Below are 25,697 nucleotides of genomic sequence, written 5' to 3' on the forward strand. Positions count from 1 at the left end.
TGCACGAACGGCTGAAGTGTGGCGACACCGACGGGATGCGCGAGCACATCACCGATGACGCGCTCACGGACTTTCGCGGTAGTCGGCCGGTGGGCCCTACCGAGGACACGATGCGCGCGGATGCAACACACTCGGCCGACACGGCGAGATCGCACAGTCACTTGCCCACCGGGGTCGGCGCAGCCGACCGGCATGCCCCTGGGATGTGCCGCAGTCGAGCACTCTCGCTGACAGAAAAGCAAACAGGTAACTAATCAACCCGTTATCCTCGAGTGCGGCGGAGCTACACCGGTTACTTCGCAAGGACAAAGACGTCGACAACGAACACTCGCAGCCGCGCCGCAAAGGCCGACATTTCGAACCGGCCAGGACGGCAGCAAGCGGCACTCCCCACCCCGGGTGGGGCGAGAACGTATCCGCCGAGGCAGAGCCGCCGACCGGACTCCAGCCTCGAGATGCTACCGCCCCCGGCTGGACGAACACGCAGTCGACGTCGGTACAGAAATGCAGACGGGAGTTTGTGAGCGATGAGTACTGGACAGCCTGAGGCGCGCCACGATCGTATGAGCACCGATGGGGAGCGCCTGGCGAGTGAGGGCCGCCCGCCCCTCGGGCTCGCCCAGACCGTCGACGCGGTCATGAGCAGATACGCGGATCGTTCGGCACTAGCCGGTCGTGCCGCCGAAATCGTCGAGGACCCCACATCCGGTCGACGGTCCCGGCGCCTACTCCCGGAGTTCACCGCCCTGACCTACAGCGAACTGTGGACACGAGCCCGGGCGATCGCCACGGCATGGTCCGCCGAGGGAGTGCGGCCCGGCGACCGCATCGTCACGATCGGGTTCGCCAGCATCGATTACGTCACGGTCCACCTCGCGACCACCGCTCTGGGTGCGGTTTTCGTCCCGTTGCAGGCCGGCGCCCTGGTCGAACAGTTGCGCACGATCGTCGCCGAAACAGAACCCCGGGTCATCGCGGCGAGTGCGGAACATCTGGCGAAGGCCGCCGAGTTGGTGTCGGCGGTCGCCCCCCAGCCGTCGGTGGTCGTCTTCGACTACTACCCCGACGTCGACGACGAGCGCGAGTCGTTCGAAGCGACGAACCGGCAATTCGGCAATGTCACGATCGACTCCCTCGGGGCGGTCGAATCGTTCGGACGGAACTTGCCGGTCGCCCCGCTGTTCGTCCCCGAACCCGGCGCGGACCCGCTGGCACTGCTGATATACACCTCGGGCAGCACCGGCGCACCCAAGGGCGCGATGTATCCCGAACACCTCCTACTGAATTATTGGACGGGCAAGGTTCCCCAGGTAGCTCGCGGCGAGGCGCCGGTCAATGTGGGCTATATGCCGATGGGGCATACGTTCGGCCTCGCGACTCTCTGGCGCACCTTCCAGCGCGGCGGAACTACTCATTTCACCGCATACTCGAACCTGTCGACCCTGTTCGAGGACATCGCACTGGCCAAGCCGACCGAGTTCTACGCGGTGCCGCGAGTACTGGACATGATCTACCAGATCTACCAGAGCGAACGGGCCGCCCGACGAGGCGAATTCAGCGATCCGGACAGTCTGGACGCGGCTGTGAAAGCCCACATCCGTGAGAACGTTCTGGGTGGGCGGGTCCAGCAGGTGAGCGCGGGCAGCGCACCGATCTCCGCGGAGATCAAGGCATTCGTGCGGTCCTGTCTCGACGTGCCGATCCATGACTCCTACGGTGCGACGGAGGTCGGCAATGTGATGCATAACGGCAGGGTGTCGAGTCCGCCGGTACTCGAGTACAAACTCGCCGACGTGCCGGAACTCGGCTATCACCGCACCGACCGACCGCATCCGCGCGGCGAACTGCTGGTCAAGAGCGAGAACATCATTGCCGGCTACTATCAGCGACCCGAACTCACCGCGTCGATGTTCGATGCGGACGGGTTCTATCGGACCGGCGACATCATGGCCGAGGTCGGTCCGGGCCAGTTGGTCTATATCGACCGCCGCAACAACGTGCAGAAGCTGTCCCAAGGCGAATTCGTCACCATTTCGCAGGTCGAAGAGGTATTCACCGACGACCCGGCGATCCGGCAGATCTATGTGTACGGCAACAGCGCCCAGGCGTACCTGCTGGCGGTGATCGTGCCGACCGAGACGCTCGTGCAGACCAGCGGCAACACCGAGACCGTGCGGACACGACTGACCGAGGCACTGCAGTCGAGTGCGAAACGCGCCGGTCTGGAATCCTACGAGATACCGCGCGGTTTCCTCATCGAGGAGCAACCCTTCAGCACCGCCAACGGACTGCTGTCGGAGGTGGGAAAACTGTTGCGGCCACGCCTGCGCGAACGGTATGGCGAGCAACTCGAGGACCTCTACGCCACCCTCGCGCGTGGCGAAGCCGATGAGCTGGAGGCACTGCGGACCGGAGGTCCCGATCAGCCGGTGAACGAGACGGTCACCCGCGCTGCACGGGCCCTTCTGGGCTGCGCGAACGCCGATCTGCACACCGATGCGCACTTCTCCGATCTGGGCGGGGACTCGTTGTCCGCGCTGACGTTCTCGAACCTGCTGCAGGATATCTTCGGCGTCGAGGTACCGGTCTCCGTGGTCATCAGTCCGGCCGGCAGTCTGCAAACGCTCGCCGACTACATACAGACCAAGCGCACCGAGACCGACACGCGACCGACCTTCGCCGCCGTACACGGCGCCGGGGCGACCGAGATCCGGGCGAGCGATCTGCGGCTGGACCGCTTCATCGATGCGGCCACCCTCGATGCGGCCGCCCTGCTGCCCGCACCGGTCGATGCCGAGCCGACAACGGTCCTGCTCTCCGGTGCGACCGGTTATCTCGGCCGATTCCTGTGCCTGGATTGGCTCGAACGTCTTGCCGCACACGGCGGAAGACTCATCTGTCTCGTGCGCGCGTCCGACGAAGCAGCAGCGCGCCGGCGACTCGACGATACCTTCGACACCGGCGACGAGTACCTGCTCCGGCATTACCGGGAACTGGCGGCGAACCACCTCGAAGTACTCGTCGCCGACCTCGGCGAATACCGCCTGGGACTCGACGACGACACCTGGCAGCGCCTGGCGGACGAGGTCGACGCCATCGTGCATCCCGGCGCCTTGGTCAACCACATGCTGCCCTACGACCAGCTGTTCGGCCCCAATGTCACCGGCACGGCCGAGCTGATCCGGCTGGCGATCACCGGCCGGATCAAGCCGTTCACGAACCTGTCGACCATCGCCGTCTCACATCAGATCGAACCGGGCCGGTTCGACGAGATCGCCGACATCCGCGAGGTGAGCCCGGTCCGCACGTGCCACGCCGGCTACGCCAACGGGTACGGGAACAGCAAATGGGCCGGTGAGGTGCTGTTGCGCGAGGCATACGACATCTGCGACCTTCCGGTGACGGTATTCCGGTCCGACATGATTCTCACCCACAGTCGCTACACCGGACAGCTCAATGTGCCCGATATGTTCACCCGGCTGCTGTTCAGTATTGTCGCTACCGGCCTCGCGCCGGATTCGTTCTACCAGCGCACCGAGGTCGGCGGCCCGGCGCGAGCCCACTACGACGGGCTGCCCGCCGATTTCAGCACCGCCGCGGTCAACACCCTCGGCAGTGGCCACACCGAGGGCTACCGCACCTACCACCTGATCAACCCACACGACGACGGCATCTCCCTGGACACTTTTGTCGACTGGCTCATCGACGCCGGCCACAAGATCGAACGGTTGGACCACGGCGTCTGGTTGAAACGGGCCGAAGCCGCCATGCGCAACCTCCCCGAGCAGCAACGGCAACGCTCCCTCCTGCCCTTGCTGAAGGCCTACGAGCGCCCGCTGGCGCCGACCCTCGACACCGCCGCGCGGGCCCCACGACTGGAGGAGGCCTTGGCAGCCACACCGGTCGCCGGAAGCACAGAGATCCCCCACCTCACCCGTGAGTTGATCGTCAAGTACGTCGCCGACCTGCGGGCGCTCGATCTCCTGTAACGCGAGCAGATAGTGTAATAATATTACCAATTTTGCTGTAAGGGAGCTGTTGATGAAGTTGCGGCTGGAGCAGGACCTGGAAGATCTGCGGACTGCCGTGGACGGTCAGGCCGCCCGGACCGTCGGCCCGCTGGCCGCGGCGGTCGACCGGGCACAGGGCTTTTCCCGAGAACTGTGGGACGCGGTGCGCGAGATCGGGTTGACCAGGCTGCCGTTCGCCGAGGAGTACGGCGGTGATGGCGGAACGGTCCGCGCCTACGTCGTCGCCACCAGGGAAATCGCCCGGCACTGCCCGGTCGCGGCTCTCTATCCCGGCACGTCGATCCAAGTCGCGATGACGCTGCTGAAGCACGGAACGCCCGCACAGGTCGAGCGCTACGTTCCCGGTCTCGTCGACGGCAAATCCATGGCCTCGTGGGCGTTCACCGAACCGGCCACGGGTTCCGATCCGCGCCAGATCACTACGCGAGCGGAACCCGACGGCACGGGATGGCGCTTGAGCGGTGCCAAGCAGTTCATCTCCTTCGCCGGCCAGGCCGACGTCGCGCTGGTGTTCGCACGGACATCGGAAACCGCGCTGGGCGCGTTCCTGGTGGACACCAGCGACCCCGGCTGGCAGACCGGCCCGCCCAGCGAAGTGCTGTCGATGGGCGGCACCGAGGCGAGGCCGGTGACACTCGACGGGATCCGGCTCGCCGAGGATGCCCTGGTGGGCACGATCGACGGCGGTTTCGAAGTCATGATCGCCGGCGAAGCCTTCGGCAAGGTGCGGGCAGCCACCATCAGCGCCGGAATCGCCGCCCGAGCCCTCGAAGAAGCAAGTGCCTACGCATTGACCCGCGAACACCGGGGCGCGCCGATCGGCCGGAAGTTCCCGACCATCCAAGCCGTGCTCGGCAGGGCCGCGGCGTCGACCCTGGCCGCGGAGTCGCTCGTCCTCACCTGCGCGGACCTGCTCGACCGTGGTCTTGCCGTGGCCGCGGAAGCCGCCTCCGCCCGGCTGGTTGCCGGGCGCGCCGCGCGCGAGTCTGCCGAGGCCGCCCTGCACGTCTGTGGCGCGTATGGCCTCACTCGAGAGATGGTCGTCGAACGCCTCTACCGCGAGGCGGTGTTCTTCGATGTCTCGCAAGGGGTTTCCGAGATTCAGCAGATCATCGTCGGCCGCGAACTGCTGGCCGGCACGACCCGGCAAGGAGCGTCCTCGTGACCGGTTCCACTCATCCGCTCGACCTCACCGGGCACGTCGCCCTCGTCACCGGCGGTAACTCTGGAGTCGGCCTCGGCATGGCCGACGGTCTCGCCCGCGCCGGGGCCGACGTGTGTATCTGGGGCCGTAACACCGGCAAGAACAAAGCAGCCGTCGACCAGTTACTTGCGCACGGTCACCGTGCCGTGGCTTACGAGGTGGATATCGCCGACGAGGCCGCCGTCGTCGGCGGATTCACCCGCCTCGTGGATGAATTCGGCCGCCTCGACTCCTGCTTCGCCAACGCCGCACTCGCCAACTCCATGACCAACCCGCCTTATCTGGACTCCACTCTCGACGAGTGGCGCAACCTCATGCGAGTGGACCTCGACGGCGCCTACCTCACCACCCGTGAGGCTGCCCGTCATATGAAAGCCCTCGGCAACGGCGGCAGCATCGTTCTCACCTCCAGCATCGCCGCGCTGTTCGGCTCACCACGGGAGGAGGCGTACGCGGCGGCCAAAGCCGGCCTACTCGCACTCGCCCGCTCGCTCGCCGTAGAGTTCGGACGCCACCGCATCCGGGCCAACGCCGTACTGCCTGGATGGACCCGCTCCCCGGTCTTCGAGGGCTGGCTCGACAATCCGGCCGTCAGCGAAAAGATCCTCTCGCGCATCCCGCTGCGCCGTTGGGGCACCCCGGAGGACTGGGCCGGGATCGCCATCTATCTGGCAAGCCCGGCATCGTCGTTCCACACCGGTGACACCTTCCGGCTCGACGGAGGGTTCGGGATCTTCTGACGACCGCCGCCCCTCCGCCACTGAGGACGCCGTTCCGGACCCATATCCAGCAGAGCGTCCTCGTCCTGATGCTCAGCCGGCGCGGTAGTCGCGTCGAATCCCCTTGCTGATGATGGTTTTCTGAATCTCACTGGTGCCTTCACCGATGAGCAGGAACGGCGCCTCCCGCATCAGCCGCTCGATCTCGGCGTCCTTCGAGTAACCGAAACCGCCGTGGATGCGGAAGGACTCCTGGGTGACCTCGGCGCAGTATTCGCTGGCGAGCAGTTTCGCCATGCCCGCCGCGACATCGTTACGCTCCCCCGAGTCCTTGAGGCGAGCGGCATTGACCATCATGAGGTGTGCTGCTTCCACTTTCGTCGCCATCTCGGCGAGTTTGAAGGCGATCGCCTGATGCTCGACGATGGGTTTTCCGAATGTCGAGCGCTGCTGTGCGTAGTCGATCGCGAGCTCGAATGCCCGGATCGCCACTCCGCAGGCACGGGCGGCGACATTGACCCGGCCCACCTCGGCGCCATCCATCATGTGGCCGAAGCCCTTACCGGGCTCACCGCCGAGGATCGCGTCGGCGCCGATGCGGAAGCCGTCGAAATGGGCTTCGGTCGTGTCCACCCCCTTGTAACCCATCTTGTCGATCTTGCCGGGAATGGTGAGTCCGGGAAGCACTTCCCCGTACCCGACGGGTTTCTCGATCAGGAAGGTGGTGAGATTTCGGTGTTGTTTCGCCTCGCCCAGATCGGTTTTGACCAGCACCGCGGTGAGATTGGAGGTGGAGCCGTTGGTGAGCCACATCTTGTTTCCGTCGATGACGTAGTCGTCGGCGGAGCGGGTGGCACGGGTCCTGATGGCGGCGACATCCGATCCGAGGTCGGGCTCGGACATCGAGAACGAGCCGCGGACCTCGCCGGTCGCCATGCGGGGAAGGTAGTACTCGCGCTGCGCGGGCGTACCGTGCCGGGCGATCATATGCGCGACGATGAAATGGGTGTTGATGACACCGGACACGCTCATCCAGCCGCGGGCGATCTCCTCCACCACCAGGGCGTAGGTCAGCAGCGATTCGCCGAGCCCGCCGTATTCCTCGGGAATCGTGATGCCGAACAGGCCGATCTCCTTCATCCGCTCGACGATGTCGGCCGGATAAGTATCGGAGTGTTCGAGTTCTTGTGCGTGCGGGATGATCTCACGCTCGACGAAGGTGCGGACGGTCGCCAGCATCTCGGATTGGACCTCGGTGAGTCCGGAGGTCCGGGCGAGGGTTGTCATGCGGTGATCCTTTCGAAGGGGGTGGCCGGACTCGGTCCACCGCCGAGGCAAATGATGTGGGTGCCGGACCGGCAGTCGTGGCGAGGGCGCGAGTCACCGCGCTGACGCGAGCGGCCAAAAGAATTGCTGAGCCGCTCGTTTCACCGTGATCCGCCGATCTGCCGTTTGGCTTGTTTCACCAGCTGACCGCCGATGATGAGGCGCTGGATCTCACTGGTACCTTCGTAGAGCCGGAGCAGCCGCACATCCCGGTACAGCCTTTCCACTGGGACATCGCGGATATAGCCGGTACCCCCGTGGATCTGTACGGCCAAGTCGGCGACCTTGCCCACCATCTCGGTGCAGAACAGCTTCACCGCCGACGGACCGACCCGCCGGTCCTCCCCGGAGACGTAGCGGGCTGCCGCGTCCCGAACCATCGCCCTGCCCGCGAGCACTCCGGTGTGCTGGTCGGCGATCATCGCCTGGACCAGCTGGAAGTCACCGATCGCGGTACCGCCCTGGGTGGCGGTGGCAGCGTAGTTCACCGACTCGTCCAGACCGCGCTGTGCCGCACCGACGGCGAGCGCCGCGATATGTACCCGTCCGCGGGTCAGTGACACCATGGCCGCCTGATATCCGACGTCTTCGCTCCCGCCGATCAACGCGGAGGCGGGCACCCGGACATCGGCGAAGTGCACGTCCGCGGTCCACGCACCCTCTTGGCCCATCTTGCGGTCCTTGGCGCCGACCTGGACCCCGGGCGAATCCGCGGGCACCAGGAACACCGCGATTCCCGGGCCGTCGGCATCGGCCGGCCGGGTCCGCGCGAACACCACGAAAAGATTCGCCCACGGGGCGTTGGTGATGAAACGCTTCTCGCCGTTGATGATCCAGTCGTCGCCGTCGCGGACGGCTGCAGTGCGCAGGCCCGCCGGGTTCGATCCCGCGCCGGGCTCGGTGAGTGCGAATGAGGCGACCACCTCACCGGAGGCGATGGCCTCCAGCCATCGCTGCTTCTGTTCGTCCGTGCCGTAGTTCACCAGTACCTGGCCGGCGATGCCGTTGTTGGTGCCGAACATCGACCGGAAAGCGAGGGTCGTGTATCCGAACTCCATGGCCAGTTCCACGTCCTGGGTCAGGTCGAGGCCGAGGCCGCCCCATTCCTGCGGGATGGCGTATCCGAACAATCCCATCGCTGCGGCATGGCGGCGGATATCGTCGGGAATCCGGTCGGTCTCGGCGATCTCCTGTTCACGCGGTACCACTGTGTCGCGGACGAACGCCCGGGTCTGCGCCAGAATATCGGCGAAGTCCGCGGCCGATACCGGTGCGGCCGTATGCGCGTCTGCGCTGTTGCTCTCGCCGGTCATTGTGTGCTCCTATTCCTGTACGCAGGGGCGGCCGACCGAATCGGCGAACCCATTCACTGTGGCCACGGAGGCGAAAGGCTCGCTCAGCCTTGCGCCACTCCGAGGTGGCCACCGTCGATCAGCTGGTCGATATCGTCTTCGGACGCGCCGAGCAAGTCCCGCAGTACCGCCGCACCATCGGCACCGAGCAGCGGCGCGGCTCCGGCCGAGAGGTGGCCGCCGTCGAACGCGGCGGGGAGCCCGGCCGCTAGGTAAGTACCGATACGCGGTTGGTGCAGGACCGAGAACAATGGGTTGGTCTCGAGTTGGCCGCCGCCGACAAGCTCTTCGAAGCTGCGGTAGCGCTCGAACAACACCGAGCAGCCCGCCAGCGCCACCTCGACTTCGGCGGCGGTGTGCTCGGCGAACCAGGATGCGAACAGCGCGTTGAGCAGACCGCGATGGCGGTATCGGTCGGCGTCGGTCGAGAAGTCCACGCCCAGTGCCGTTTCCAGCGCTTCGACCGCCGCGGTGCATCCGGTGACACGTACCAGGTCACGCATATGCCGGGGCGTCAGCGCCACCACCATGTACCGCGCGGCATCCGCGGTGACGAAATCGTGGCCGTAGGTGCCGTACACCGCATTGCCGATGGCTGCGCGACCGGCACCGTTGACCTGGACCTCGGTGAGGTAACCGAGGTACCCGGAGACTGCGAGCGCCACATCCGACAACGGGAGGTCGATCTCGGCACCGCGGCCGGTCCGTTCACGGCGCCGCACCGCCGAGACGATCGCCAGCGCGGCGTACAGACCTGCCGCCACATCCCATGCGGGCAGGGCATGGTTCACCGGTCCGGCGTGCGATTCCGGTCCCGTGATCATGGGGAAACCGGACGCCGCGTTCACCGTGTAGTCGACGGCGGCACCTCCGTCCGGGGTCCCGGTGAGGCGCAGCGTGATCACATCGGACCGCACGGCGCTCAACGCCGCGTGGCTCAACCAAACCCTTCCACCGGCGTTGGTCACCAAAATCCCACCACCCGGAGCGGTGACGAGACGCTGCACCAGACGCTGCCCCTCCGGGCTGCGCATATCACAAGTTACAGAACGCTTTCCGCGATTGAGCCCGGTCCAATAGATGCTTTCCCCGGATTCCGTGACCGGCCAGCGGTTCTTGTCCCCGGCCCCGCCGATCGGATCGACACGGATGACTTCCGCACCCAGTTGCGACAGGGTGAGGCCGCACAGCGGGGAGGCGACGAAACTCGATACCTCTACGATTCGCACACCGGCCAGCGGCCGCAGGTCGGGCATGTCCGTCATGCCATCAGCCCCGTGAATCGCCAGTCCAGAACAGGACGGCTCGATGCGTTCCCGCTGTGCGCCTGCACAATCGAGCGCAGTCGCACCGCGGTACCCACCTCGAGCTGCTCCGCGCCTTCGACGTGCACCTCGCTGGTCAGGGTGTCGCCCTCACGTACCGGGCCGGTGTGCTCGCAGGACTCCCAGCCCAGCACGGTCACCAGGTTCGGTAGCGCACGCGTGGCCTGGCTCAGCGCCAGCCCGATGGTGTGCCCACCGTAGACCAGCCGTCCTCCCTCTCCGACCCGTTCATCGTGGTGCACCGCCGCGATATTGAGGGTCAACCGTGCCAGTTCCGGCGCGCTGGACACGACATCGCCGCTGCTGTGGAAGGTCGAGCCGACCAACTCGGGCTCGAAGTGCCGACCGGTGGCACGCTGCCGGAAGCGTTCGAGATCCCAGCCGCCGACCGCGTCGGGCGCTGCGGAACTTTCGGTGCCGATCGTGGACAGGTCGTCCTCGTATCGCCTCCGGCTCGTGGCGGCGCCGGAACTCAACGGCAACATCGCACAGCGGCAAAAGTCCAGTAGGGTGCGGCCGCGCTGGTCGACGGAGATTATCCGCAGTGCAGCGAGCCCGGTCGGCGCCCGTCCCGGCTTGTGTGAGTTCTCGCGCAGGGCCACCACTTCGGTTCGGGTGTAAACGGTGTCGCCGAGCAGCGGGAAACGATGGAATCGCAGACCACGGTAGAAGAGGTTCGCTTTGACGTGGTGGGTCGCGAGGGTGGACTGCCCGATTGCTATGTCCCACACCAGCGCCGGATGCGCGACCGGTCCGGAGGCGCCTGTTACCGCCTCCGACAGTCGAAGGTCCAACGGCAGTCGGAGCCGGTCGCCGATGATCGCCTGGTGGGACGCGGCCAAACCGCTGGTCAGCGTGACCGCTGGGGCCGAATCGAAAACTGCGCCGCGCTCGAGCTCGTCGAAATACGGTCCACCCACCCATTGTCGGTCCACCGGCTGATCTGTTGCCACGTGCGGATTACCTCGATCTGTTCTTGCTGGATACACCTCGGTCCGGACTGCTCCGCCTGGGAGCACCGGCCTGGCCTATGTGGTGGATACTCACAGTCCCGAGCAACCAATGTCAATACTAATACATCTATTGTACTAATTTTTCGGGCAGAATGGCCGTACATTTGAACGGCGATCGAGCCCCGCCCATGGTCGCAACGAGGTAGAAATACGGGTTACGCAGCGTCTACGTGACTTCCCTGCAAGACGCCGAGGTAGGAGAACACGATGACAGATCGGGAACGGGAGGGGGAACCAGCGCACCAGCTGGTGTCCCGGACACTGCGCGCCGGCATCGCCGCGGGCAACTACCGAGACGGTGGCAAGTTGCCGACCGAAGCCGAACTCGCCCAGCAGTATCGGGTGAGCCGCCAAACCGTGCGCCGCGCGTTCCAGGACCTCGTCGCCGACGGCACTGTCCACCGCATCCCCGGCCGCGGCACCTTCGTCCGCGAAACCGGTGGCCGCTACCTGCGCCACCATGGGTCCATCGAGGATCTGATGAGCCTGTCCTCCGATACCACCATGGAGGTTCTCACTCCGCTACACCGCCGGGTCGATGTCGAAGCCGCCGGCAGGCTGCGCCTCGAAACAGATGTCGTGTACACGATCACCTTCCGCCGCATGCACGAGGGGGTTCCGTTCGTGGTGACCACGGTGCACTTGCCCGAGCACATCGCTCGGCACATCGCCGACCGCGGCGAGGTCGGCACCGGCGGGACGAGTCCGCATACCGTCATCGGCCTGCTCGAACCCCATCTCGAAAGCCCGATCGTCGAGGCCGCACAGTCGATCACCGTCTCGTGCGCCGACACCGGCATCGCGGCCGGACTCGATTGTGCGCCAGGCCATCCGATGCTCCGCGTCGACCGGTTGTATTTCGATGCCACCGGACAGATCATCGATCTGTCGGTCAGCCACTTCCTGCCCGAGCGCTACACCTACCGGGTGACGCTGCGCCGCAGTACGCCCTGATGCGACGTTCGCCCGGCGCGCCCGGGCCGCATTCCCGGTCGACAGCCCGAGTCACGATTCAGGACGGTGGAACCTGAGCTCCGGCGGCGAGAGGGTGTCGCGAACCGGTCCAGCCGCAGGGCAGACCGCAGCTCAAGTGTATTTCGGTTTCAATGCTTCCACCGCTGAACCGGCGCGTGACAACCGTAGCCGTAGCGGAGTAACCGCATTTCGGGCAATTCTCGAAGAAGTTCAGTAGCTCACGGATAGAAGACCCGACGAGGTATTCCGGACGTGCCGGCCGACTCGGCGATGGACCGGCAGGCACCTCTTGTCCTCGGCTCTCGCGACCACTGGAGTAACGCTCGCCCTTGTCGGCGACACATCGGGCCCAGGGTCGCGAGCCTCGCGGTGACATCTCCATGATCTCCGACTCCTTCTTCGATGCAGTATCCGCCGAAGCGATCCGATAAATAGTAATATAATTTATATACGCCGGTCGGGGTGGCCCAGCTTCTCCCGGGCGCACGCGGACTGACGACCGAGCGGCATAGCCGCTCCCGTGGTGCGCGGATCGAGTATCCGACCAGGGCACGACACGACCGCGCAACCGCCCGCCATACGCATCGACTCCCGGAAAATCGCACTGAGCCGACCAGCCCGGGATGGCGCGTGGTCGAGGACGGAGCCGCTGTGCGATCGTCCGTGCTCACCACGCAGCATGCACCGCAACTTCGACACTCGCTTTGCTTCCCGCTCGAGATCGTCGCGTGCGCCGCGAGTACATCGAATCCATGGAAGCCGCCCGGCCGGTCGGGATCGAAGGATGGCGGCGGACCCACTACCGCAGGCCGGTACGGACAAGGTCGTGCTGCGCCTTTGAACAGGCGCGCGGGAGTGAGGTATATTATCTCACTATTAATTCCTCCACGGAGACGTATGCGCGGGCTGACCGGAAGCGGCGTCTTCTGATGCCCTCACAGCTTTTCGCTCGGGAAAGGATCTGAATGAGCGAGATCAATTCCGTTTCGCTGCTCGTCACCGGCGCCACCGGCATGCAGGGCGGAGCCGTCGCCCGAGCGGCGCAGCAAGCCGGCATCGATGTCACCGCGCTGGTGCGAAACCCGGACGCGGCGCCCGCCCGCGCACTGGCAGCAGCCGGTATCCGGCTGGCTGTCGGCGATTTGGAGGACCCCGCGTCGCTACTCGCCGCATGCACCGACCGTTCCACAGTGTTTTCCGTACAACTGCCCCCGACGCGGGACCCGGACTCAGAGCGGCGGCAAGGGGCGAACCTGGTCGAAGCCGCGGCAAAGGCCGGCGTCCGGCACCTCGTCCACACCTCGGTGTCCGGGACCGGATGGCGGACCGACCACGCCCATATCGACCCGGGCGCGATGACCAACTATTGGCATAGCAAGGAGGACGTCGAGGATACGGTCCGGGCCGCCGGACTCACCTACACGATCGTAAAGCCGGCGTTCTTCCTCGAGAACTTCATCGCTCCCAAAGCCCGACATATGTTCCCACTGCTTTCCCTCGGCGAACTGCTGGTGGCGACCGCACCGGACACCCAGGTCGCGCTGATGGGCGCAGAGGAGTTCGGCACCATCGTGGTGACGATCGTGCGCGCCTCGGAGCGCTTCGCGGGAGCGGAGATCGAGCTGGGCAGCGACGCCGTGACCTTCTCCGCGATGGCCGAAATCATCAGCGCGGTTACCGGGCGGCGCATCATAGCGTCGCACCTCCCGGCGACTGACGTCGATCGGCGGCTCGGAAAAGCGTCCTGGTCGGCCACCCAGGTCTGGCTCGACGAGGTCGGCTACCCGGCACGGCCGGAGCACGCCGCCGCGCACGGCCTTGACATCACCACCACAGCCCGGCGGTGGGCGGAACGCCACCGCGACGAACTGCTCGCCGCCACCGAACCGCAGTAACGGTCTGTCCGTTAGACGGGCCTCGACTCGTGCAGGTCAACCGGCGCTCACGGGCCGCCGCTGTCCTCGAAAGGCCCTCATCTTGTTGTCCAGCGCCGGGGCGACCCAGCAGATGCTGTTGCGGCGCGAGCCCCGGTATGCACCGGAGAGCAGCGAAGTCACCAGGTGCGTCCTCGAATTCCGGCGCGATGGAAATGGCCACGCCACTGAACGACCAGGGCCGTTCGATGGCGCTGACGATGTTCATCGCGGCCCTGCATTACCAGGAGACCGATGTCAGTGGTGGCGCTCCGGCAGGGCCGCCGCTGTGCCCGCCTGAGTGAGAAGAGGTCTCCGTGCACGACATGTCCAAGGCGCCTGCCGCCGGCCACAGCGCCTCGTCTGCGCGAGATTCGCTCGCCGACACAACATCCCCGGCAGACCCCGCGCTCCGTCGCTTGTTCGCGACGGTCCCGTTCGCCTCCGCTTGTCCGCAGCTTGCCTACGGCATCATCGGATACTTCACTGCACTGCAGGTGCAGTCGATGAACAATGCAGACAAGGTGCACAACCTGGCTCTGGTGCACGCCGCAGCTGCCGTCGCCGGGCTCGTGGCGCAGCCATTGGTCGGCCTACTGTCCGACCGTACCCGCAGCCGATTCGGTGCCCGGACACCGTGTATGGCCGTCGGATTGGCAATCGGATGCATTTCGTTGGCGGGCACGGGATTCGCCACGTCGATCGCTATGCTCACCATAGCGGCGATGGCGGCGCATTTCGGATTCAACACCTTCGCGTGCCCCTTGACCGCGATCCAGCCGGACCGAGTACCTCCCCGGCTTCGAGGCCGCTACTCGACCCTGGCGGGGCTCGGAGTAATCACGGCCGGGGTGCTCGCTCCCGTGCTCGGGGCGAGTTTCCTCCATCGCATCTCCACCGGCTATCTGGTTGCGGCCGCGACCATACTGATCGCCGGACTCGTGTTCCTGGTACTGAATCCCGACCGCGACAACCGCGCTCAGGCTCGCTCGCCCTTCTCGCTCGCCGTCGTCGTGGCCTCGCTGTGGATCGACCCGCGCCGAAATGCGGACTTCTACTGGGTTTTCCTCGGCCGGTTCCTCATCTGCGCCGGCTACTTCATGCTGCTGAACTATCAGCTCTACATCACCGAGGACTACATCGGACTCGGAGTTACGCAAGCCGCACGCGTGGGGTCCCTGCTCAACCTCATCAGCTTGCCCGGCTTCATCCTGGCCACACTTGTCGCCGGCCCCCTCTCCGACCGCATCGGCAGGCGTAAACCTATTGTTCTGGTTGGGGGCTTGCTCATTTCGCTCGCCACGCTCCTGCCGATCGCCGTCCCGACGGTGCCGGGATTGGCGGCGTCCACGATCATTCTGACCGTCGGTTTCGGCGCCTTCGTGTCGGTCGACCAGGCCCTGGTCACCCAAGTGCTGCCGAATCCGGATAGTGCCGCCAAAGACCTCGGCCTGATCAACATCGCCGCAACCCTTCCGGCCACGATCGCTCCAGTGGCCGCGGCCGCGATCGTCACCGCCTTCGGCGGGTACGCCGCGCTCTACCCGGCGGTCGCCGGTCTTACCTGCCTCGGCGCACTCGCGGTTCTCCGTATCAGAACTGTCCGCTAGATATAAGAGGCGTCGCCGAGGCGGCAGCTGCCGTCGTTCAGCGGAGTTCATATAGAGTAATCATATATAGAATTGCATGAGGCGCGGTCGGCTGAGCCGAGACTGCCGAGCAATCGAGTAGGCAGATGTCTGCCGATTGGAAAGGGAGTAAGAATGGTCGGCGAATCACCGACGCCGGAAAACTCCGGCGTCGATACGGTCCCCCACCCGAACGGCAGTGCGCACCGACCCTCCGACGAGGACGTATTCGCGCGCTATCCGTACATCCGGCTCGACCAGGTCAATATCGACTACTACCGCGGACTGCTCGCGCACGGGTAGACGGCAGGTTGGTGCTCCGAACACGCCGTCACGATCTGCGCCATACCGGGCTGACATGGATGGCAGATGCCGGGGTGAGCCTGCATGTGCTCAAGAAGATCGCCAGGCACGCCGACAGCCGAACCACCGAACGGTATCTACACCCGGACCGACGCGAGATCACCGGTGCCGGGGACAAGCTCTCAGAACACCTTCGGTCCCGTTCCGGTCCCGCTCTGCGGGTGGTCGGCGAATGACAAAACCCCTTCCGATGCTGGTCGGAAGGGGTTTCTCATGTGTCGGGCTGACAGGATTTGAACCTGCGACCACCTGACACAGGTTCTAGTTTTTCGGATGGGTCTCAATGATGCCGAAAAAGACTGGTAGGCCGATTCTTTCACGATTCAAGCCCCCTCAACGTGACCTGAAATATCCCGTAGGTTCCGGCTGAAAGTGTGAGATTTTGGTGAGATCGGCAATGAACCCGCGATCGCCTCCCGACGATCCGCGCCACGCGCCGACCACTGCAGTCGACACATTGGGGGCCGCCCGTCGAAGGCCGAACCGGCCTACAGGTTGGCAACACCGTCTGCGTGTCGATCTTCCGACACACCGAGCAAGATCAGAGCCAGTGAACATTCAGCAAATGCTCGACGGCTCAAGCAAACTAGCACCGGCCCACAACCCGAGGATTTCGCGCCCGCCCTCGCAGGTCACCGCCAACGCCACATAGATGGGCCGGTTGGCGACCTTGCCGTCGCGGATCTTGGCTCTGGCGCACTCTCCGTGACGTTCAATTCGTCTGTAGCAGTGTGCGTTTCCTGAGTAGGTCGAGGTTTGCTCGGCCGAACATCTGTCGTTTGAGCATTTTGAAAGTTACGTGGAATCTGGCCCCGGGCAGTGATCATGTCTCCCAGGGTGACCACGGACTTGGGAGGCAGGCTTGGGCGGCGCGGCGGCGCTGATGCAGAAGTGGCCGGTGTTGGGCCGGCACGAGCAGGCAGTTATCTTTGAGGCCAGCCCAGAGCAGTGTGGTGCCAGGGCGGGGCGGCTCGTCGGCTACTGCCAGACCCCAGCCGTGTGGGGACCGGATGGCCACGGGAACCAGCATGCTCGCGATCGAGTCGGCCCGTTTTGCGGCGTCGTATTTCTGCTGGCTGGCGACCGCATAGGCGTCGGCACGGGCTTTGGTGATGCCAGGAAATCGGTCGTGCAGATTCTCGGCGGTATTGCCCATCACCAGTGCACTGGGATCGACAAGCTGATCGGCCAGGAACCGCGGATTGGGGTCCGCGCCTTGGCCCATGGGATGGCGGCCCATGTGCTCGACTCCGCCGGCGATCACGATGTCGTACTGGCCGAAGCCGATACCGGAGGCGGTGGTGGTGACCGCCGTCATGGCCCCGGCACACAATCGCTCGATCGCGAAACCCGGCACTGTTTCGGGGAGGCCGGCCAGAATTGCCGCGGTGCGCCCGATGGTCAGACCCTGGTCCCCGGTTTGGGTGGACGCGGCGATGGCGACCTCATCGATCTGGGCCGGATCCAGTGCCGGGTTGCGCCGCAGCAGCTCCCGGATGGTCTTGACCACCAGGTCGTCGGCGCGGGGTGTCTGCGTAGATGCCGTTCGGGCCGGCCTTACCGAACGGCGTGCGCAGACCGTCTACGAAGACGACACTGCGTGGTGCTGTGGTTGTCGAAGCCACGTGTTCCTCCTGAGGAGCTCTCTCGGTCGTGGATTGCGTGGCCGAATCGCGCGCTCGCTCAGGGCGGGCGCGGTTCGCACGCGGAGTGCAGGTGCGCTACGGGTGAGCCTCAGAACGCCCCGTCGGAAAGGTCCATCAGAGTGGATTGCACCGACGCCACCACATGCTTGGCCGCGGCGAGATCTGGAAGGACGGTTGTCGCGAAGAAGTCGGCCACCGCGACCTTGCCCTCATAGAATTCGCGATCGGCATCGGAGGGCCGGTCGTCCAGGGCCGTGAGGGCTATTTCGGCTTGCTCGAGCAAACGCCACCCGATCAACAGGTCGCCGAAGGCCATCAGGAATCGCACCGATGCCAGCCCGATTTTGTAGAGCTCCGCTGGTCGTTCCTGGGCAGCCATCAGGTAGGCGAAAAGGCTTTCGGTCATCGCTTGGATATGTTCGAGGGCGGTCGCCAAGCTGATGCGCAGGTCTGCCAGGCGTGGGTCCGCGCTGTCGGATTCGAGGAAGTCCGAGATCGCGGCTTGCAGGTGCGCCAAGGCGACGCCTTGGTCGCGGGCGATCTTGCGGAAGAAGAAGTCCATGGATTGGATCGCGGTGGTGCCCTCGTAGAGGGAGTCGATCTTCGAGTCGCGAATGTACTGTTCGATCGGGTAGTCCTGCAGGAACCCGGAGCCGCCGAAAATTTGCAACGATTCGGTGAGGTATTGGTAGGCTCGCTCGGAGCCGACGCCCTTGACCACCGGCAGCAGCAAGTCATTCACGCGCCGGGCGATGTCCGGGTTCGCGCCGGAGACCCGTGCCGCGCTGACCGGATCCTGGTGGGCGGCGGTGTACATGTACAGCGCGCGCAGGCCTTCGGCGTAGGCCTTCTGCATCATCAGGCTGCGGCGCACATCGGGATGACGGATGATCGCCACTCGTGGCGCGGTCTTGTCGGTCATCCGGGTCAGATCCGGGCCCTGCACGCGGGTCTTCGCGTAGTCGAGGGCGTTGAGGTATCCGGTGGACAGTGTCGAGATCGCTTTGGTGCCGACAGACATGCGCGCGTTCTCGATCACCTTGAACATCTGGGCGATTCCGTTGTGCACGTCACCAACCAGCCAACCTTTGGCGGGGATGCCGTGACCGCCGAAGGTCAGTTCACAGGTTGCGGAAACCTTGAGCCCCATCTTGTGCTCGACATTGGTGACGAACACCCCGTTGCGGTCGCCGAGTTCTCCGGTTGCCGGGTCGAACTGGAACTTCGGCACGAAGAACAGACTCAATCCCTTGGTGCCCGGCCCGGCTCCCTCGGGGCGTGCGAGAACCAGGTGAAAGATGTTCTCCGCCAGATCATCCGACTCCGCGCCGGTGATGAAACGCTTGACGCCGTCGATGTGCCAGCTGCCGTCGTCCTGCTTGTACGCCGTCGTGCGGCCGGCGCCGACATCGGAGCCCGCGTCCGGCTCGGTCAGCACCATCGTCGCGCCCCACCGGCGGTCGACTGCGAGCTTGGCCCACCGCTTCTGCTCGTCGTTGCCGACGCGGTAGAGTACATCGGCCATCACCGGCCCCAGCATGTAGAAAAACACGCCGGGGTTTGCCCCGAGCAGAAGCTCGTTGAGCGCCCAGGTCACCGGCCACGGCGCCGCAGAACCCCCGAGGTCTGGATGCATTCCGAGCAGGAACCACTCCGAGTCCTGCCAGACCCGCACCGACTTCTTGAAGCTGTCCGGTATGGCGACCGTGTGGGTCGCCGGGTCGAAGACCGGAGGATGGCGGTCGGCGTCGGAGAACGATTCGGCTACCGGCCCTTCGGCCTGGCGCGCCGCCTCGGTGAGCATGGCGCGAACAGTGTCGGAGTCCAAGCCTGCGAAGTCACCGGATCGCAGGATCGCGTCCAGGCCGAGCACCTCGAACAGATTGAACTCGAGGTCGCGGACATTGCTTTTGTAGTGACCCATGGGGAACCTTTCGTGGTGCGCTGCTGGCACCGAATAACTTTGTGAACGTCGTGCCGACGATGAGCGAAGGAGAAAGCCGCAGCTCGACCACCGTGCCGAGCGGCCGCGATCAGGGGAGCGAGGTCGGTGCCGGTGCCCGACTCAGGCGCCGGGCGACTTCTGCAGCGGCGGCGCGGTGGCCTCGGCCTTTATGCGCTCGAACCTTTGCCCCATGCGCGTTGCCAGCGCCTGCGCCGCCGAGAGCGGACGCACCATCACCATGAAGTCATCGATCTTGCCGTCGTCATCGAGATGCAGGAAGTCGCAACCGGTGATTTGTTTGCCGTCGACGGTGGCCTCGAAGATCAAGGCGTGCTCGCGGCCGTCATCGGATTCGATCTGACGTACGTAGCCGAAGTCCTCGAAGACCTCGATCACCGCCCGCAGAATCGCCGCGGTGAGGGCCTTGCCCGGGTACGGCCTGTGAGCCACCGGGCTCGTGAACACGACGTTGTCGGCCAGAAGTGCCTCGATGGCCGCAGTATCGCGTGCCTCGACCGCTTCACGGAGCGAATGCATAAACCCTCCAATAGACAATTAATTGAGTATCGAGAGGCACCGTAGCGAGGTTCAGCACGCGTGTCTAGCCCCTTGATAGTCAACTATTTGATTAGACAAACTTCGCGATATCCTGACCCGATGTCGCTACGCAACGCGGTGCTGGCCGCGCTTCTCGAGGGCGAGGCGTCCGGTTACGAACTGGCCAAGGGTTTCGACGCCTCGGTGGCCAACTTCTGGATGTCCACGCCGCAGCAGCTGTACAAGGAACTCGAGAGAATGGCCGCGGACGGGCTCATCGAGACCCGGGTCATCGAGCAAGAGCGCCGCCCCAACAAGCGGCTGCACACGATCACCGCGGCAGGGCGAGCAGCTCTGCACGAGTTCATCGCCGAGCCGGTCAAACCGACTGCCATCCGCGACGAGATGCTGGTGAAGGTCCAGGGGATGAGCGACGGCGATTCCCCCGCTGTCCGCACAGCCATCACCGAGCGCATGGAATGCTCGAAGGCGAAACTGGCCCGCTACGAACGCCTGCGCACACGATTACTGGACGGGCGAAGCGAGCAGGCGTACCTGGCCGAATCGGCCCGAATCGGCCCGTATCTCACCCTCGTCCGCGGCATTGCCTTCGAGCAGGAAAACCTGCGTTGGAGCGAATTCGCACTCTCTGCCATCGACCGGCGTACCACCGCGCACATCGAGTGAGGTCACGCTCCGGGGTCCACCTAAAGCCCGCAGCGCACAGGCAACGGGGATGAGCGCGTTCTGTGCCAGGTTGTCACTCGTGGCCTCCCGTCACGGGGGGTGCTGGCGGGCTGTATTGCCGGGGACTGGAGCAAGAGCCGTCGTGCTGAGGTGAGACGGCAGAATCGCCTGATTAACAGGGTATTCAGTCCATTGTTTTCCTGTCTGACGCGAGATCCGAGGATCGAGGCGTAACGCCGCATGGTAGGCGATCACTGATGTGCCTCTGGTTCAGCGGCATTCGCGGGCAGGCAGGGCTCCGCGGTCAGCATGCGCGCGTCAGCGTAGGACGTTCTGGCCGCGCCCATCTGGCCTGACTTCAGTCGGTGTGAGTGAGCAATAATGGCGCATATCGCGCGGCTACAACCGGCCGCACAGCCCTCTGGAGACCAACAGCCTGAGATCATCTCGGGCTGTTGCCATCAGTGCTGCCGGGTCAGCCTCGACACGGACTCGGCGGGGCCCGTCGGCGATCGTTATCAGATATTCGCAATAACTTGCCGTTTCGTGTCGGTGCCCAGCTGGCCCGACCAGCTCGCCCGCTATCAGCCACTCCGTTGGAGGCGTACAAGCACCTGGTCGACGAATTCGTCATCGTCGCATTGAACCACCGCTCCGGCCTTTTCGGGCCGGGTAGGTCGCTGCGAGACCGGCTCCGCGCCGATGGCGCGCACGAGGTCCACGCTCTCGCTGATGCCGCACTGGATACGTGTGGGTGGGCGGTATATCGGGTGCGGCGCTGCTACACCGCTGCGGCCCGAGCGTGGCGGTCCATCCAGATTGTGCACCGTGGCGATCGCGCCGGAACCGGAGCCTTTGTCGCCGGGCTGGCCGAGTATCTGCGGCTGCCGCTACGAACCGACGGTGAGCACACGCGCCTGTGGCTGACCGCTGCGACCGAGGGCTATCCGCGTACCGCCAACTTCGGATATTCCGGCACCGGAAATAGCGGGGACTACTGCTCAACGTATGTCGTTTGCCACCCGTTGTCAGACAGCCGTTGTCGGTCAAAAGACCACCGACAGTATGTGATCCGCTGTGAAAACAGGTTCCCGATCCGTCAGACGCACCGATCAACGCGAACGACAGCTGGACGACCGGCAATAGCCGACTATCGTGTGTCGCTACAGCGCGGAGGCCATACGAAATCGGTCACAATCGCTTGTCGGATCCTGGCTGATCGACACGTTTTCGACTGCCGCTGCCAGCAGGCCAAGGGGCCGCGTACATTTGTCACCTTGACCGTGTAGTCCAGCAAACTGGCGTTCATGTGCACCCTGCCTACCTGTCGCGAAGCACTCGTGTCCTGCCCCGCATGCTGAGTGGGTCCAGCCATCGCGACCGAGAGTGAGGGCATTGCGCGAGGGTACGAAGAGCTGCGACATCTTCTTTCGCTCCGTCGGTGGCAGCCACCTTGTCGCTCGACTCGCTCCTCGTGTTGTTCGGTGTGGCAAATAGTTTGTTAGTCTTACGATCTCTCGACATGCTGCGGAATCCGTCGCGCAAACGGTTTGATGTCAGCCGTGGTCAGGTATCTTCAAAGAGATGCAGGATCGGGTGCAGGCTTACTCCATTACCCTCGATGACTAGGTAGGGTGAGATGACCAAATCTTCCGATGGTCCCATCGAATTTTCGGACATGATCAAGTACCTCAAATCCGAGCTAGCAACTGCGCAAGCGGCAGCGACTGACGACTTCAAGCTGAAACTCGACGAGTGCTCTGTAGAGTTGAACATAGCTGTAAAACGCGAGGGTAAAGCGGGCATCAAAGCTTACGTCGTTACTATCGGTGGAGGGCTTTCTTCGGAGCAAACGCACAAGGTTACCGCGAAATTCAGGCCATTCGACGCCGATTCGGTATTCGAAACCGGAACCGGTGATTCACCGTCTACTGTGACCATCGCCCGAACGACTACCGGGAGTGGGTAGCGATGGCATACGAATCGGATTCCGCAGGTAGCCGATGGATCCGGGAACACTGGAGCGCGCTGAGCCAGGAGTATCGCCACCGATGGATTGCTTCGGAGGGCAGTGAGCTAGTAGCCGCTGACGAAGACCTGTCAAACGTACTGGCTCGGTTGCAAGATGACCGTCGCTCTGTCTCCGATGTTGCGATTGCCTTTGTCGACGGCCAAGAGTTCGAGCCAGGGGTCTGAGGTGACAATCCAGGTTGATTTCGATTACGACGAGCCCTCGAGTAGCGGTGTCCCGCGAACCGAAGTCGTTCTCTTTGGTCCGGCCGGACCCAGTCGGTCCAGCGCCACATTCTCCCAGGCGCTTGTGGATACCGGTGCGCTGCACACGCAGCTGCCGAGCAATGTTGCAGTTTCGATTGGACTGGACCCACTGAATAGCGGTCAGCCGATCGTGATTTCCACTGCTGCCGGTAAAACACAACGTTGGTTAATGAATGTAGACCTTAAGATTCAAGGAACCTTCGTGCGGTCGGTTCCCGTATATTTCGCACCTCGTGCGGTTGATCTTGTGGGTCGTACTTCTATATACGCGGCATACGGATCTACAGGGTTCGAGAGCACTCGATGGCTTCGGAAACAATAGGTAAATCCGACCGCTGGTTTCGAAAGGGTAGCTCACCCCAGACTCGCCGGGGTGAGGGATGCGGGGTAGCGGAGCTCGTACAGATCCCCCCAGCGTGCTGGCGCCATCGAGGGCTGCGGGTCTGGAAGACCGCAGGAAACCTGCCCATCGGCGTCGCGCCGAACCCGACCGCGCCGGCCCAGCTCACCCTCGATAGAGGACAGCAACCCGAATTTGCGAGGCTGCGAGCGCGCCAGCCCGCACTCTGGCCCAAATCGGCGCAGCGCTCCGATCACCGTCTACGAACGCACGGTAGTAGCCGCACATCGGTCGCATGGGGAACGCAGCCTCCATCAATCTACAGCACGATAACCTGTTCCACTTCCCTGCTGCTGTCAGTGGTGCCCGGCCACGGACATTTGGGTGGATCGTCTACGTTCCAGAGCTGTTGTTCCGCTGCGCGATTACGCTCGCGTAGGTGCCCAGCCCTGTGGTATGCGACCAGGCTTCGGCTGTTGCAACACTGAGACCAAGCAGGCGGCTGACGATCGTCGGCGTAGCTGTGTGCACAAATCGAGCAGGGCCGCTGCTCGCGTCGGTAGGCCGTGGATGCCAATCCGATGCAGCTGAGTCACCATCTGGATGTAGCTGATGTGCCGGCCGGGCTGCGCGCCCGGGAAACAGCCACACAGACCGCTCCCGCCGAGCGATCGATGCTTTACCGGAATGCTCCTCCGTCAGTCGCACCATGAGCGCGTCCAGCGGCTCGGGTAGGTGCAATGGCAGCGGGCCGAGTCGCACGTAAACGCCGTCGTCGCCGCGTATGACCTGATCGACGGTCATCTCCGCGAGCGCCGCCATCGGCTGTGCGTACAGCAGCACGAGCAGGCCAGCTACGCGATACGGCAGCGCTAACTCGTTGCTGTACAGGAGGTTCCGTGCCATGTCCCATCGCTGGTCCGCATCGATCGGAGCCGTATGTTGCCTCGACTTGCGGACCGGGACAACCACATCGCCGACGTGCCCGCGCCGCGCCGCCCACTGAAGGAACGCACGCAGGTAGTAGCGCGTGCTGGGGCCGGTCGTCAGCCACTCATCGACATGAGCTTGGTCGACGTCGTGCAGTGCTCGTCCTCGTTCTCGCAGCCACCCGAGGAATTCCGTCACGGTGCTGATGCGATTGCGCAGACCGTTGATTTGCGATGCCGGCGCAGGGCGCGAATCCAGGCTGTGCCACAGTCGAGCAGGCAGTGCCAGGTGATGAAGGATCGCAGTACCAGCTGGTCGTCCTTCGAGCTGATGGTGTCGAGCTTGGCTGTGATCCAGCGCTGTAGCGCTGCGACGCATTCGTGTCGGGGCGGGAGCACTCCGGCGTAGACCAGCACCGACCGAAGGTGTTCGATTTGCTTGCTGGATCGGGCATCGAGTGCATCGTGGCTGATCGCGCATTCGCCGGTCGCCAGGCCCCGCAGTAGCTCGGCGGTTGTCGGGTTTCCGGGTCGGCGGCCACGTTTACCCAGCCATTCGAGGAGTTGCCGCGGTTCCCCGGCCATGAGCGTGGTGAGCAGCGGCTGGAGTTCGGCAGGGATGTTCCCGTCCGGCCCGGTGAGCAGCTCCGTGAGGACCGTATCGGCGGCGCAGTGTTTGCAAAGCCCGCGGTGGTGCAGTCGGCCTGTCACACCACACGATGTGCAGGTGGCGAACCATCGAGGGTCCTTGCGGTGGCAGGTCGAGCAGACCGGCCCGCCGTCTGGTGTTCGAACGTGGACGCGCAGATTCTTGCCGCATGTCACGCAGGGTTCGATGGGGCGGGCACATGCTTCACAGCGCGGCGCGCCAGCCGCCACACCGAAGCACGGTTTCACCAGTCCGCAGACTCCGCATTCGGCGAGCGGAGCGGTCGTGCAGGTGTCACACACCGGTTCGCCGATGTCGTTGTGAGAAGCGACCTTTCGGCGACGACGGCAGATCGCGCATGCTTCATGGTTTATCGGCTCGTTCTGATGGCAGCTCCGGCACAACGCCTCACCGTTGGGCGTGCGGCCCTACACTTTGGCGTCGTGTTCGCATCGACAACAGCGCTGATAGTGTCGCCGGTCGTAACAGCGCTGGCACACACGTAGTCCGTCCAGGGCGTGACGTAAGGGCAGCAGCCGGTCGCATAGCGGACACGGCGGGACAACCACCTGCCGTGACCCGGCTGCGGCAAGGGCTTCGAGCGCGGCGACAAGGCGCGGCCGCCGAAATCCCTCGCGTTGAACCCGGCGCTCTAGGTCCAGGTTCGAGCGCGGACCGGTCCGGAGGGTGGTCACGGCGCTGATCGGTGAATCCCGTTCGACTGGGATCGCGGATCGTCCGATCAGGGTCTTGAACGTCATGGGCCATCGCGCGCAAGAGTCCGCCGAGCGCGCGAACAGGCTCACCTTCCTGCACGAGCATGGGCGCGCATCGCCGC

Annotated in this window: 21 protein-coding genes and 2 pseudogenes; 13 read left to right on the forward strand and 10 right to left on the reverse strand. The window is 64.5% G+C overall.

Annotation, left to right across the window (positions count from 1 at the left end; all coding sequences use genetic code 11):
- Positions 1-563: 563 nt before the first annotated feature.
- From car to ACIBW7_RS36545, 3 genes are read left to right on the forward strand one after another with little or no spacing between them, the layout of a single operon-like run.
- The gene (gene car / locus ACIBW7_RS36535; RefSeq protein WP_397054539.1) at positions 564-3,989 is read left to right on the forward strand and encodes a carboxylic acid reductase; all 3,426 of its coding nucleotides are present in this window, start codon (positions 564-566) and stop codon (positions 3,987-3,989) included.
- A gap of 52 nt (positions 3,990-4,041) precedes the next feature.
- Complete coding sequence (locus ACIBW7_RS36540) at positions 4,042-5,196, forward strand: acyl-CoA dehydrogenase family protein (protein ID WP_397054541.1); 1,155 nt, start codon at positions 4,042-4,044, stop codon at positions 5,194-5,196.
- Positions 5,193-5,975 (forward strand): SDR family NAD(P)-dependent oxidoreductase, encoded by a 783-nt coding sequence (locus ACIBW7_RS36545; RefSeq protein ID WP_397054543.1) that lies wholly within the window; start codon positions 5,193-5,195, stop codon positions 5,973-5,975. The genes ACIBW7_RS36540 and ACIBW7_RS36545 overlap by 4 nt, the downstream gene beginning before the upstream one ends.
- Before the next feature lie 72 nt (positions 5,976-6,047).
- On the opposite strand, the gene ACIBW7_RS36550 is transcribed toward ACIBW7_RS36545, so the two are convergent.
- The 4 genes from ACIBW7_RS36550 to ACIBW7_RS36565 form a co-directional block, all read right to left on the reverse strand.
- Positions 6,048-7,241 (reverse strand): acyl-CoA dehydrogenase family protein, encoded by a 1,194-nt coding sequence (locus ACIBW7_RS36550; RefSeq protein WP_397054545.1) that lies wholly within the window; start codon positions 7,239-7,241, stop codon positions 6,048-6,050.
- Between the two features lie 140 nt (positions 7,242-7,381).
- Entirely contained in the window at positions 7,382-8,593 is a 1,212-nt protein-coding gene (locus tag ACIBW7_RS36555; RefSeq protein ID WP_397054547.1) for an acyl-CoA dehydrogenase family protein, read from the reverse strand.
- Between the two features lie 83 nt (positions 8,594-8,676).
- Entirely contained in the window at positions 8,677-9,897 is a 1,221-nt protein-coding gene (locus ACIBW7_RS36560) for a CoA transferase (RefSeq protein ID WP_397054549.1), read from the reverse strand.
- On the reverse strand, positions 9,894-10,892 hold the full coding sequence (locus ACIBW7_RS36565) for an acyl dehydratase (protein WP_397054605.1): 999 nt from the start codon (positions 10,890-10,892) through the stop codon (positions 9,894-9,896). The genes ACIBW7_RS36560 and ACIBW7_RS36565 overlap by 4 nt, the downstream gene beginning before the upstream one ends.
- A 285-nt stretch (positions 10,893-11,177) precedes the next feature.
- On the opposite strand from ACIBW7_RS36565, the gene ACIBW7_RS36570 reads away from it, so the two are divergent.
- From ACIBW7_RS36570 to ACIBW7_RS36595, 6 genes are all read left to right on the forward strand, one after another.
- A complete protein-coding gene (locus ACIBW7_RS36570; RefSeq protein WP_397054551.1) occupies positions 11,178-11,924 on the forward strand; it encodes a GntR family transcriptional regulator in 747 nt (248 codons plus the stop codon).
- A 986-nt stretch (positions 11,925-12,910) separates the two neighbouring features.
- Positions 12,911-13,840, forward strand: a complete 930-nt coding sequence (locus ACIBW7_RS36575; RefSeq protein WP_397054553.1) for an NmrA family NAD(P)-binding protein — start codon at positions 12,911-12,913, stop codon at positions 13,838-13,840.
- Positions 13,841-14,034: 194 nt separating this feature from the next.
- Positions 14,035-14,163, forward strand: a complete 129-nt coding sequence (locus ACIBW7_RS36580; protein WP_397054555.1) for a hypothetical protein — start codon at positions 14,035-14,037, stop codon at positions 14,161-14,163.
- A 201-nt stretch (positions 14,164-14,364) separates the two neighbouring features.
- A complete protein-coding gene (locus ACIBW7_RS36585) occupies positions 14,365-15,468 on the forward strand; it encodes an MFS transporter (protein WP_397054557.1) in 1,104 nt (367 codons plus the stop codon).
- A 153-nt stretch (positions 15,469-15,621) separates the two neighbouring features.
- Positions 15,622-15,789, forward strand: a complete 168-nt coding sequence (locus ACIBW7_RS36590) for a hypothetical protein (protein WP_397054559.1) — start codon at positions 15,622-15,624, stop codon at positions 15,787-15,789.
- An 11-nt stretch (positions 15,790-15,800) separates the two neighbouring features.
- Positions 15,801-16,025, forward strand: coding sequence for a tyrosine-type recombinase/integrase (locus tag ACIBW7_RS36595; RefSeq protein WP_397054561.1), 225 nt, complete (start codon positions 15,801-15,803; stop codon positions 16,023-16,025).
- Between the two features lie 415 nt (positions 16,026-16,440).
- Here the strand turns inward: ACIBW7_RS36595 and ACIBW7_RS36600 are convergent.
- The 4 genes and pseudogenes from ACIBW7_RS36600 to ACIBW7_RS36615 form a co-directional block, all read right to left on the reverse strand.
- Positions 16,441-16,536, reverse strand: a pseudogene (locus ACIBW7_RS36600) (transposase); the annotation flags it as partial.
- A 259-nt stretch (positions 16,537-16,795) separates the two neighbouring features.
- A pseudogene (locus tag ACIBW7_RS36605) lies at positions 16,796-17,474 on the reverse strand (acetyl-CoA C-acyltransferase); the annotation flags it as partial.
- Between the two features lie 109 nt (positions 17,475-17,583).
- The gene (locus ACIBW7_RS36610; protein ID WP_397054563.1) at positions 17,584-19,419 is read right to left on the reverse strand and encodes an acyl-CoA dehydrogenase; all 1,836 of its coding nucleotides are present in this window, start codon (positions 19,417-19,419) and stop codon (positions 17,584-17,586) included.
- 141 nt (positions 19,420-19,560) lie between these two features.
- A complete protein-coding gene (locus ACIBW7_RS36615) occupies positions 19,561-19,977 on the reverse strand; it encodes a nuclear transport factor 2 family protein (RefSeq protein WP_397054565.1) in 417 nt (138 codons plus the stop codon).
- Positions 19,978-20,097: 120 nt separating this feature from the next.
- Here ACIBW7_RS36615 and ACIBW7_RS36620 point away from each other — a divergent pair, with 120 nt between their 5' ends.
- From ACIBW7_RS36620 to ACIBW7_RS36635, 4 genes are all read left to right on the forward strand, one after another.
- The gene (locus ACIBW7_RS36620) at positions 20,098-20,664 is read left to right on the forward strand and encodes a PadR family transcriptional regulator (RefSeq protein ID WP_397054567.1); all 567 of its coding nucleotides are present in this window, start codon (positions 20,098-20,100) and stop codon (positions 20,662-20,664) included.
- A 1,639-nt stretch (positions 20,665-22,303) separates the two neighbouring features.
- Positions 22,304-22,633, forward strand: coding sequence for a trypco2 family protein (locus ACIBW7_RS36625; RefSeq protein ID WP_397054569.1), 330 nt, complete (start codon positions 22,304-22,306; stop codon positions 22,631-22,633).
- A gap of 2 nt (positions 22,634-22,635) precedes the next feature.
- Positions 22,636-22,860 carry a DUF5678 domain-containing protein gene (locus tag ACIBW7_RS36630; RefSeq protein ID WP_397054571.1) on the forward strand — a complete coding sequence of 75 codons (225 nt, stop codon included), beginning with the start codon at positions 22,636-22,638 and terminating at the stop codon, positions 22,858-22,860.
- Positions 22,811-23,263 carry a retropepsin-like aspartic protease gene (locus tag ACIBW7_RS36635; protein WP_397054607.1) on the forward strand — a complete coding sequence of 151 codons (453 nt, stop codon included), beginning with the start codon at positions 22,811-22,813 and terminating at the stop codon, positions 23,261-23,263. The genes ACIBW7_RS36630 and ACIBW7_RS36635 overlap by 50 nt, the downstream gene beginning before the upstream one ends.
- Positions 23,264-23,674: 411 nt before the next feature.
- Here the strand turns inward: ACIBW7_RS36635 and ACIBW7_RS36640 are convergent, their stop codons facing one another.
- Together ACIBW7_RS36640 and ACIBW7_RS36645 are read right to left on the reverse strand one after the other, a co-directional pair.
- Positions 23,675-24,409, reverse strand: a complete 735-nt coding sequence (locus ACIBW7_RS36640) for a hypothetical protein (RefSeq protein ID WP_397054573.1) — start codon at positions 24,407-24,409, stop codon at positions 23,675-23,677.
- Complete coding sequence (locus tag ACIBW7_RS36645; RefSeq protein ID WP_397054575.1) at positions 24,406-24,921, reverse strand: hypothetical protein; 516 nt, start codon at positions 24,919-24,921, stop codon at positions 24,406-24,408. Before ACIBW7_RS36645 ends, ACIBW7_RS36640 begins: the two co-directional genes overlap by 4 nt.
- Between the last annotated feature and the right edge of the window lie 776 nt (positions 24,922-25,697).

The organism is Nocardia sp. NPDC049526 (assembly GCF_044465765.1).
Lineage (GTDB): Bacteria > Actinomycetota > Actinomycetes > Mycobacteriales > Mycobacteriaceae > Nocardia.

Bases quoted from the DNA above. Each gene is read 5' to 3' on its own strand.
- ACIBW7_RS36635 (WP_397054607.1), top strand. From the start codon at position 22,811: ATGTTGCGATTGCCTTTGTCGACGGCCAAGAGTTCGAGCCAGGGGTCT.
- ACIBW7_RS36630 (WP_397054571.1), top strand. From the start codon at position 22,636: ATGGCATACGAATCGGATTCCGCAGGTAGCCGATGGATCCGGGAACAC.
- ACIBW7_RS36615 (WP_397054565.1), bottom strand. From the start codon at position 19,977: ATGCATTCGCTCCGTGAAGCGGTCGAGGCACGCGATACTGCGGCCATC.
- ACIBW7_RS36580 (WP_397054555.1), top strand. From the start codon at position 14,035: ATGGCCACGCCACTGAACGACCAGGGCCGTTCGATGGCGCTGACGATG.
- ACIBW7_RS36575 (WP_397054553.1), top strand. From the start codon at position 12,911: ATGAGCGAGATCAATTCCGTTTCGCTGCTCGTCACCGGCGCCACCGGC.
- ACIBW7_RS36610 (WP_397054563.1), bottom strand. From the start codon at position 19,419: ATGGGTCACTACAAAAGCAATGTCCGCGACCTCGAGTTCAATCTGTTC.
- ACIBW7_RS36625 (WP_397054569.1), top strand. From the start codon at position 22,304: ATGACCAAATCTTCCGATGGTCCCATCGAATTTTCGGACATGATCAAG.
- ACIBW7_RS36570 (WP_397054551.1), top strand. From the start codon at position 11,178: ATGACAGATCGGGAACGGGAGGGGGAACCAGCGCACCAGCTGGTGTCC.
- car (WP_397054539.1), top strand. From the start codon at position 564: ATGAGCACCGATGGGGAGCGCCTGGCGAGTGAGGGCCGCCCGCCCCTC.
- ACIBW7_RS36585 (WP_397054557.1), top strand. From the start codon at position 14,365: ATGAACAATGCAGACAAGGTGCACAACCTGGCTCTGGTGCACGCCGCA.
- ACIBW7_RS36540 (WP_397054541.1), top strand. From the start codon at position 4,042: ATGAAGTTGCGGCTGGAGCAGGACCTGGAAGATCTGCGGACTGCCGTG.
- ACIBW7_RS36555 (WP_397054547.1), bottom strand. From the start codon at position 8,593: ATGACCGGCGAGAGCAACAGCGCAGACGCGCATACGGCCGCACCGGTA.
- ACIBW7_RS36560 (WP_397054549.1), bottom strand. From the start codon at position 9,897: ATGACGGACATGCCCGACCTGCGGCCGCTGGCCGGTGTGCGAATCGTA.
- ACIBW7_RS36590 (WP_397054559.1), top strand. From the start codon at position 15,622: ATGGTCGGCGAATCACCGACGCCGGAAAACTCCGGCGTCGATACGGTC.
- ACIBW7_RS36550 (WP_397054545.1), bottom strand. From the start codon at position 7,241: ATGACAACCCTCGCCCGGACCTCCGGACTCACCGAGGTCCAATCCGAG.
- ACIBW7_RS36620 (WP_397054567.1), top strand. From the start codon at position 20,098: ATGTCGCTACGCAACGCGGTGCTGGCCGCGCTTCTCGAGGGCGAGGCG.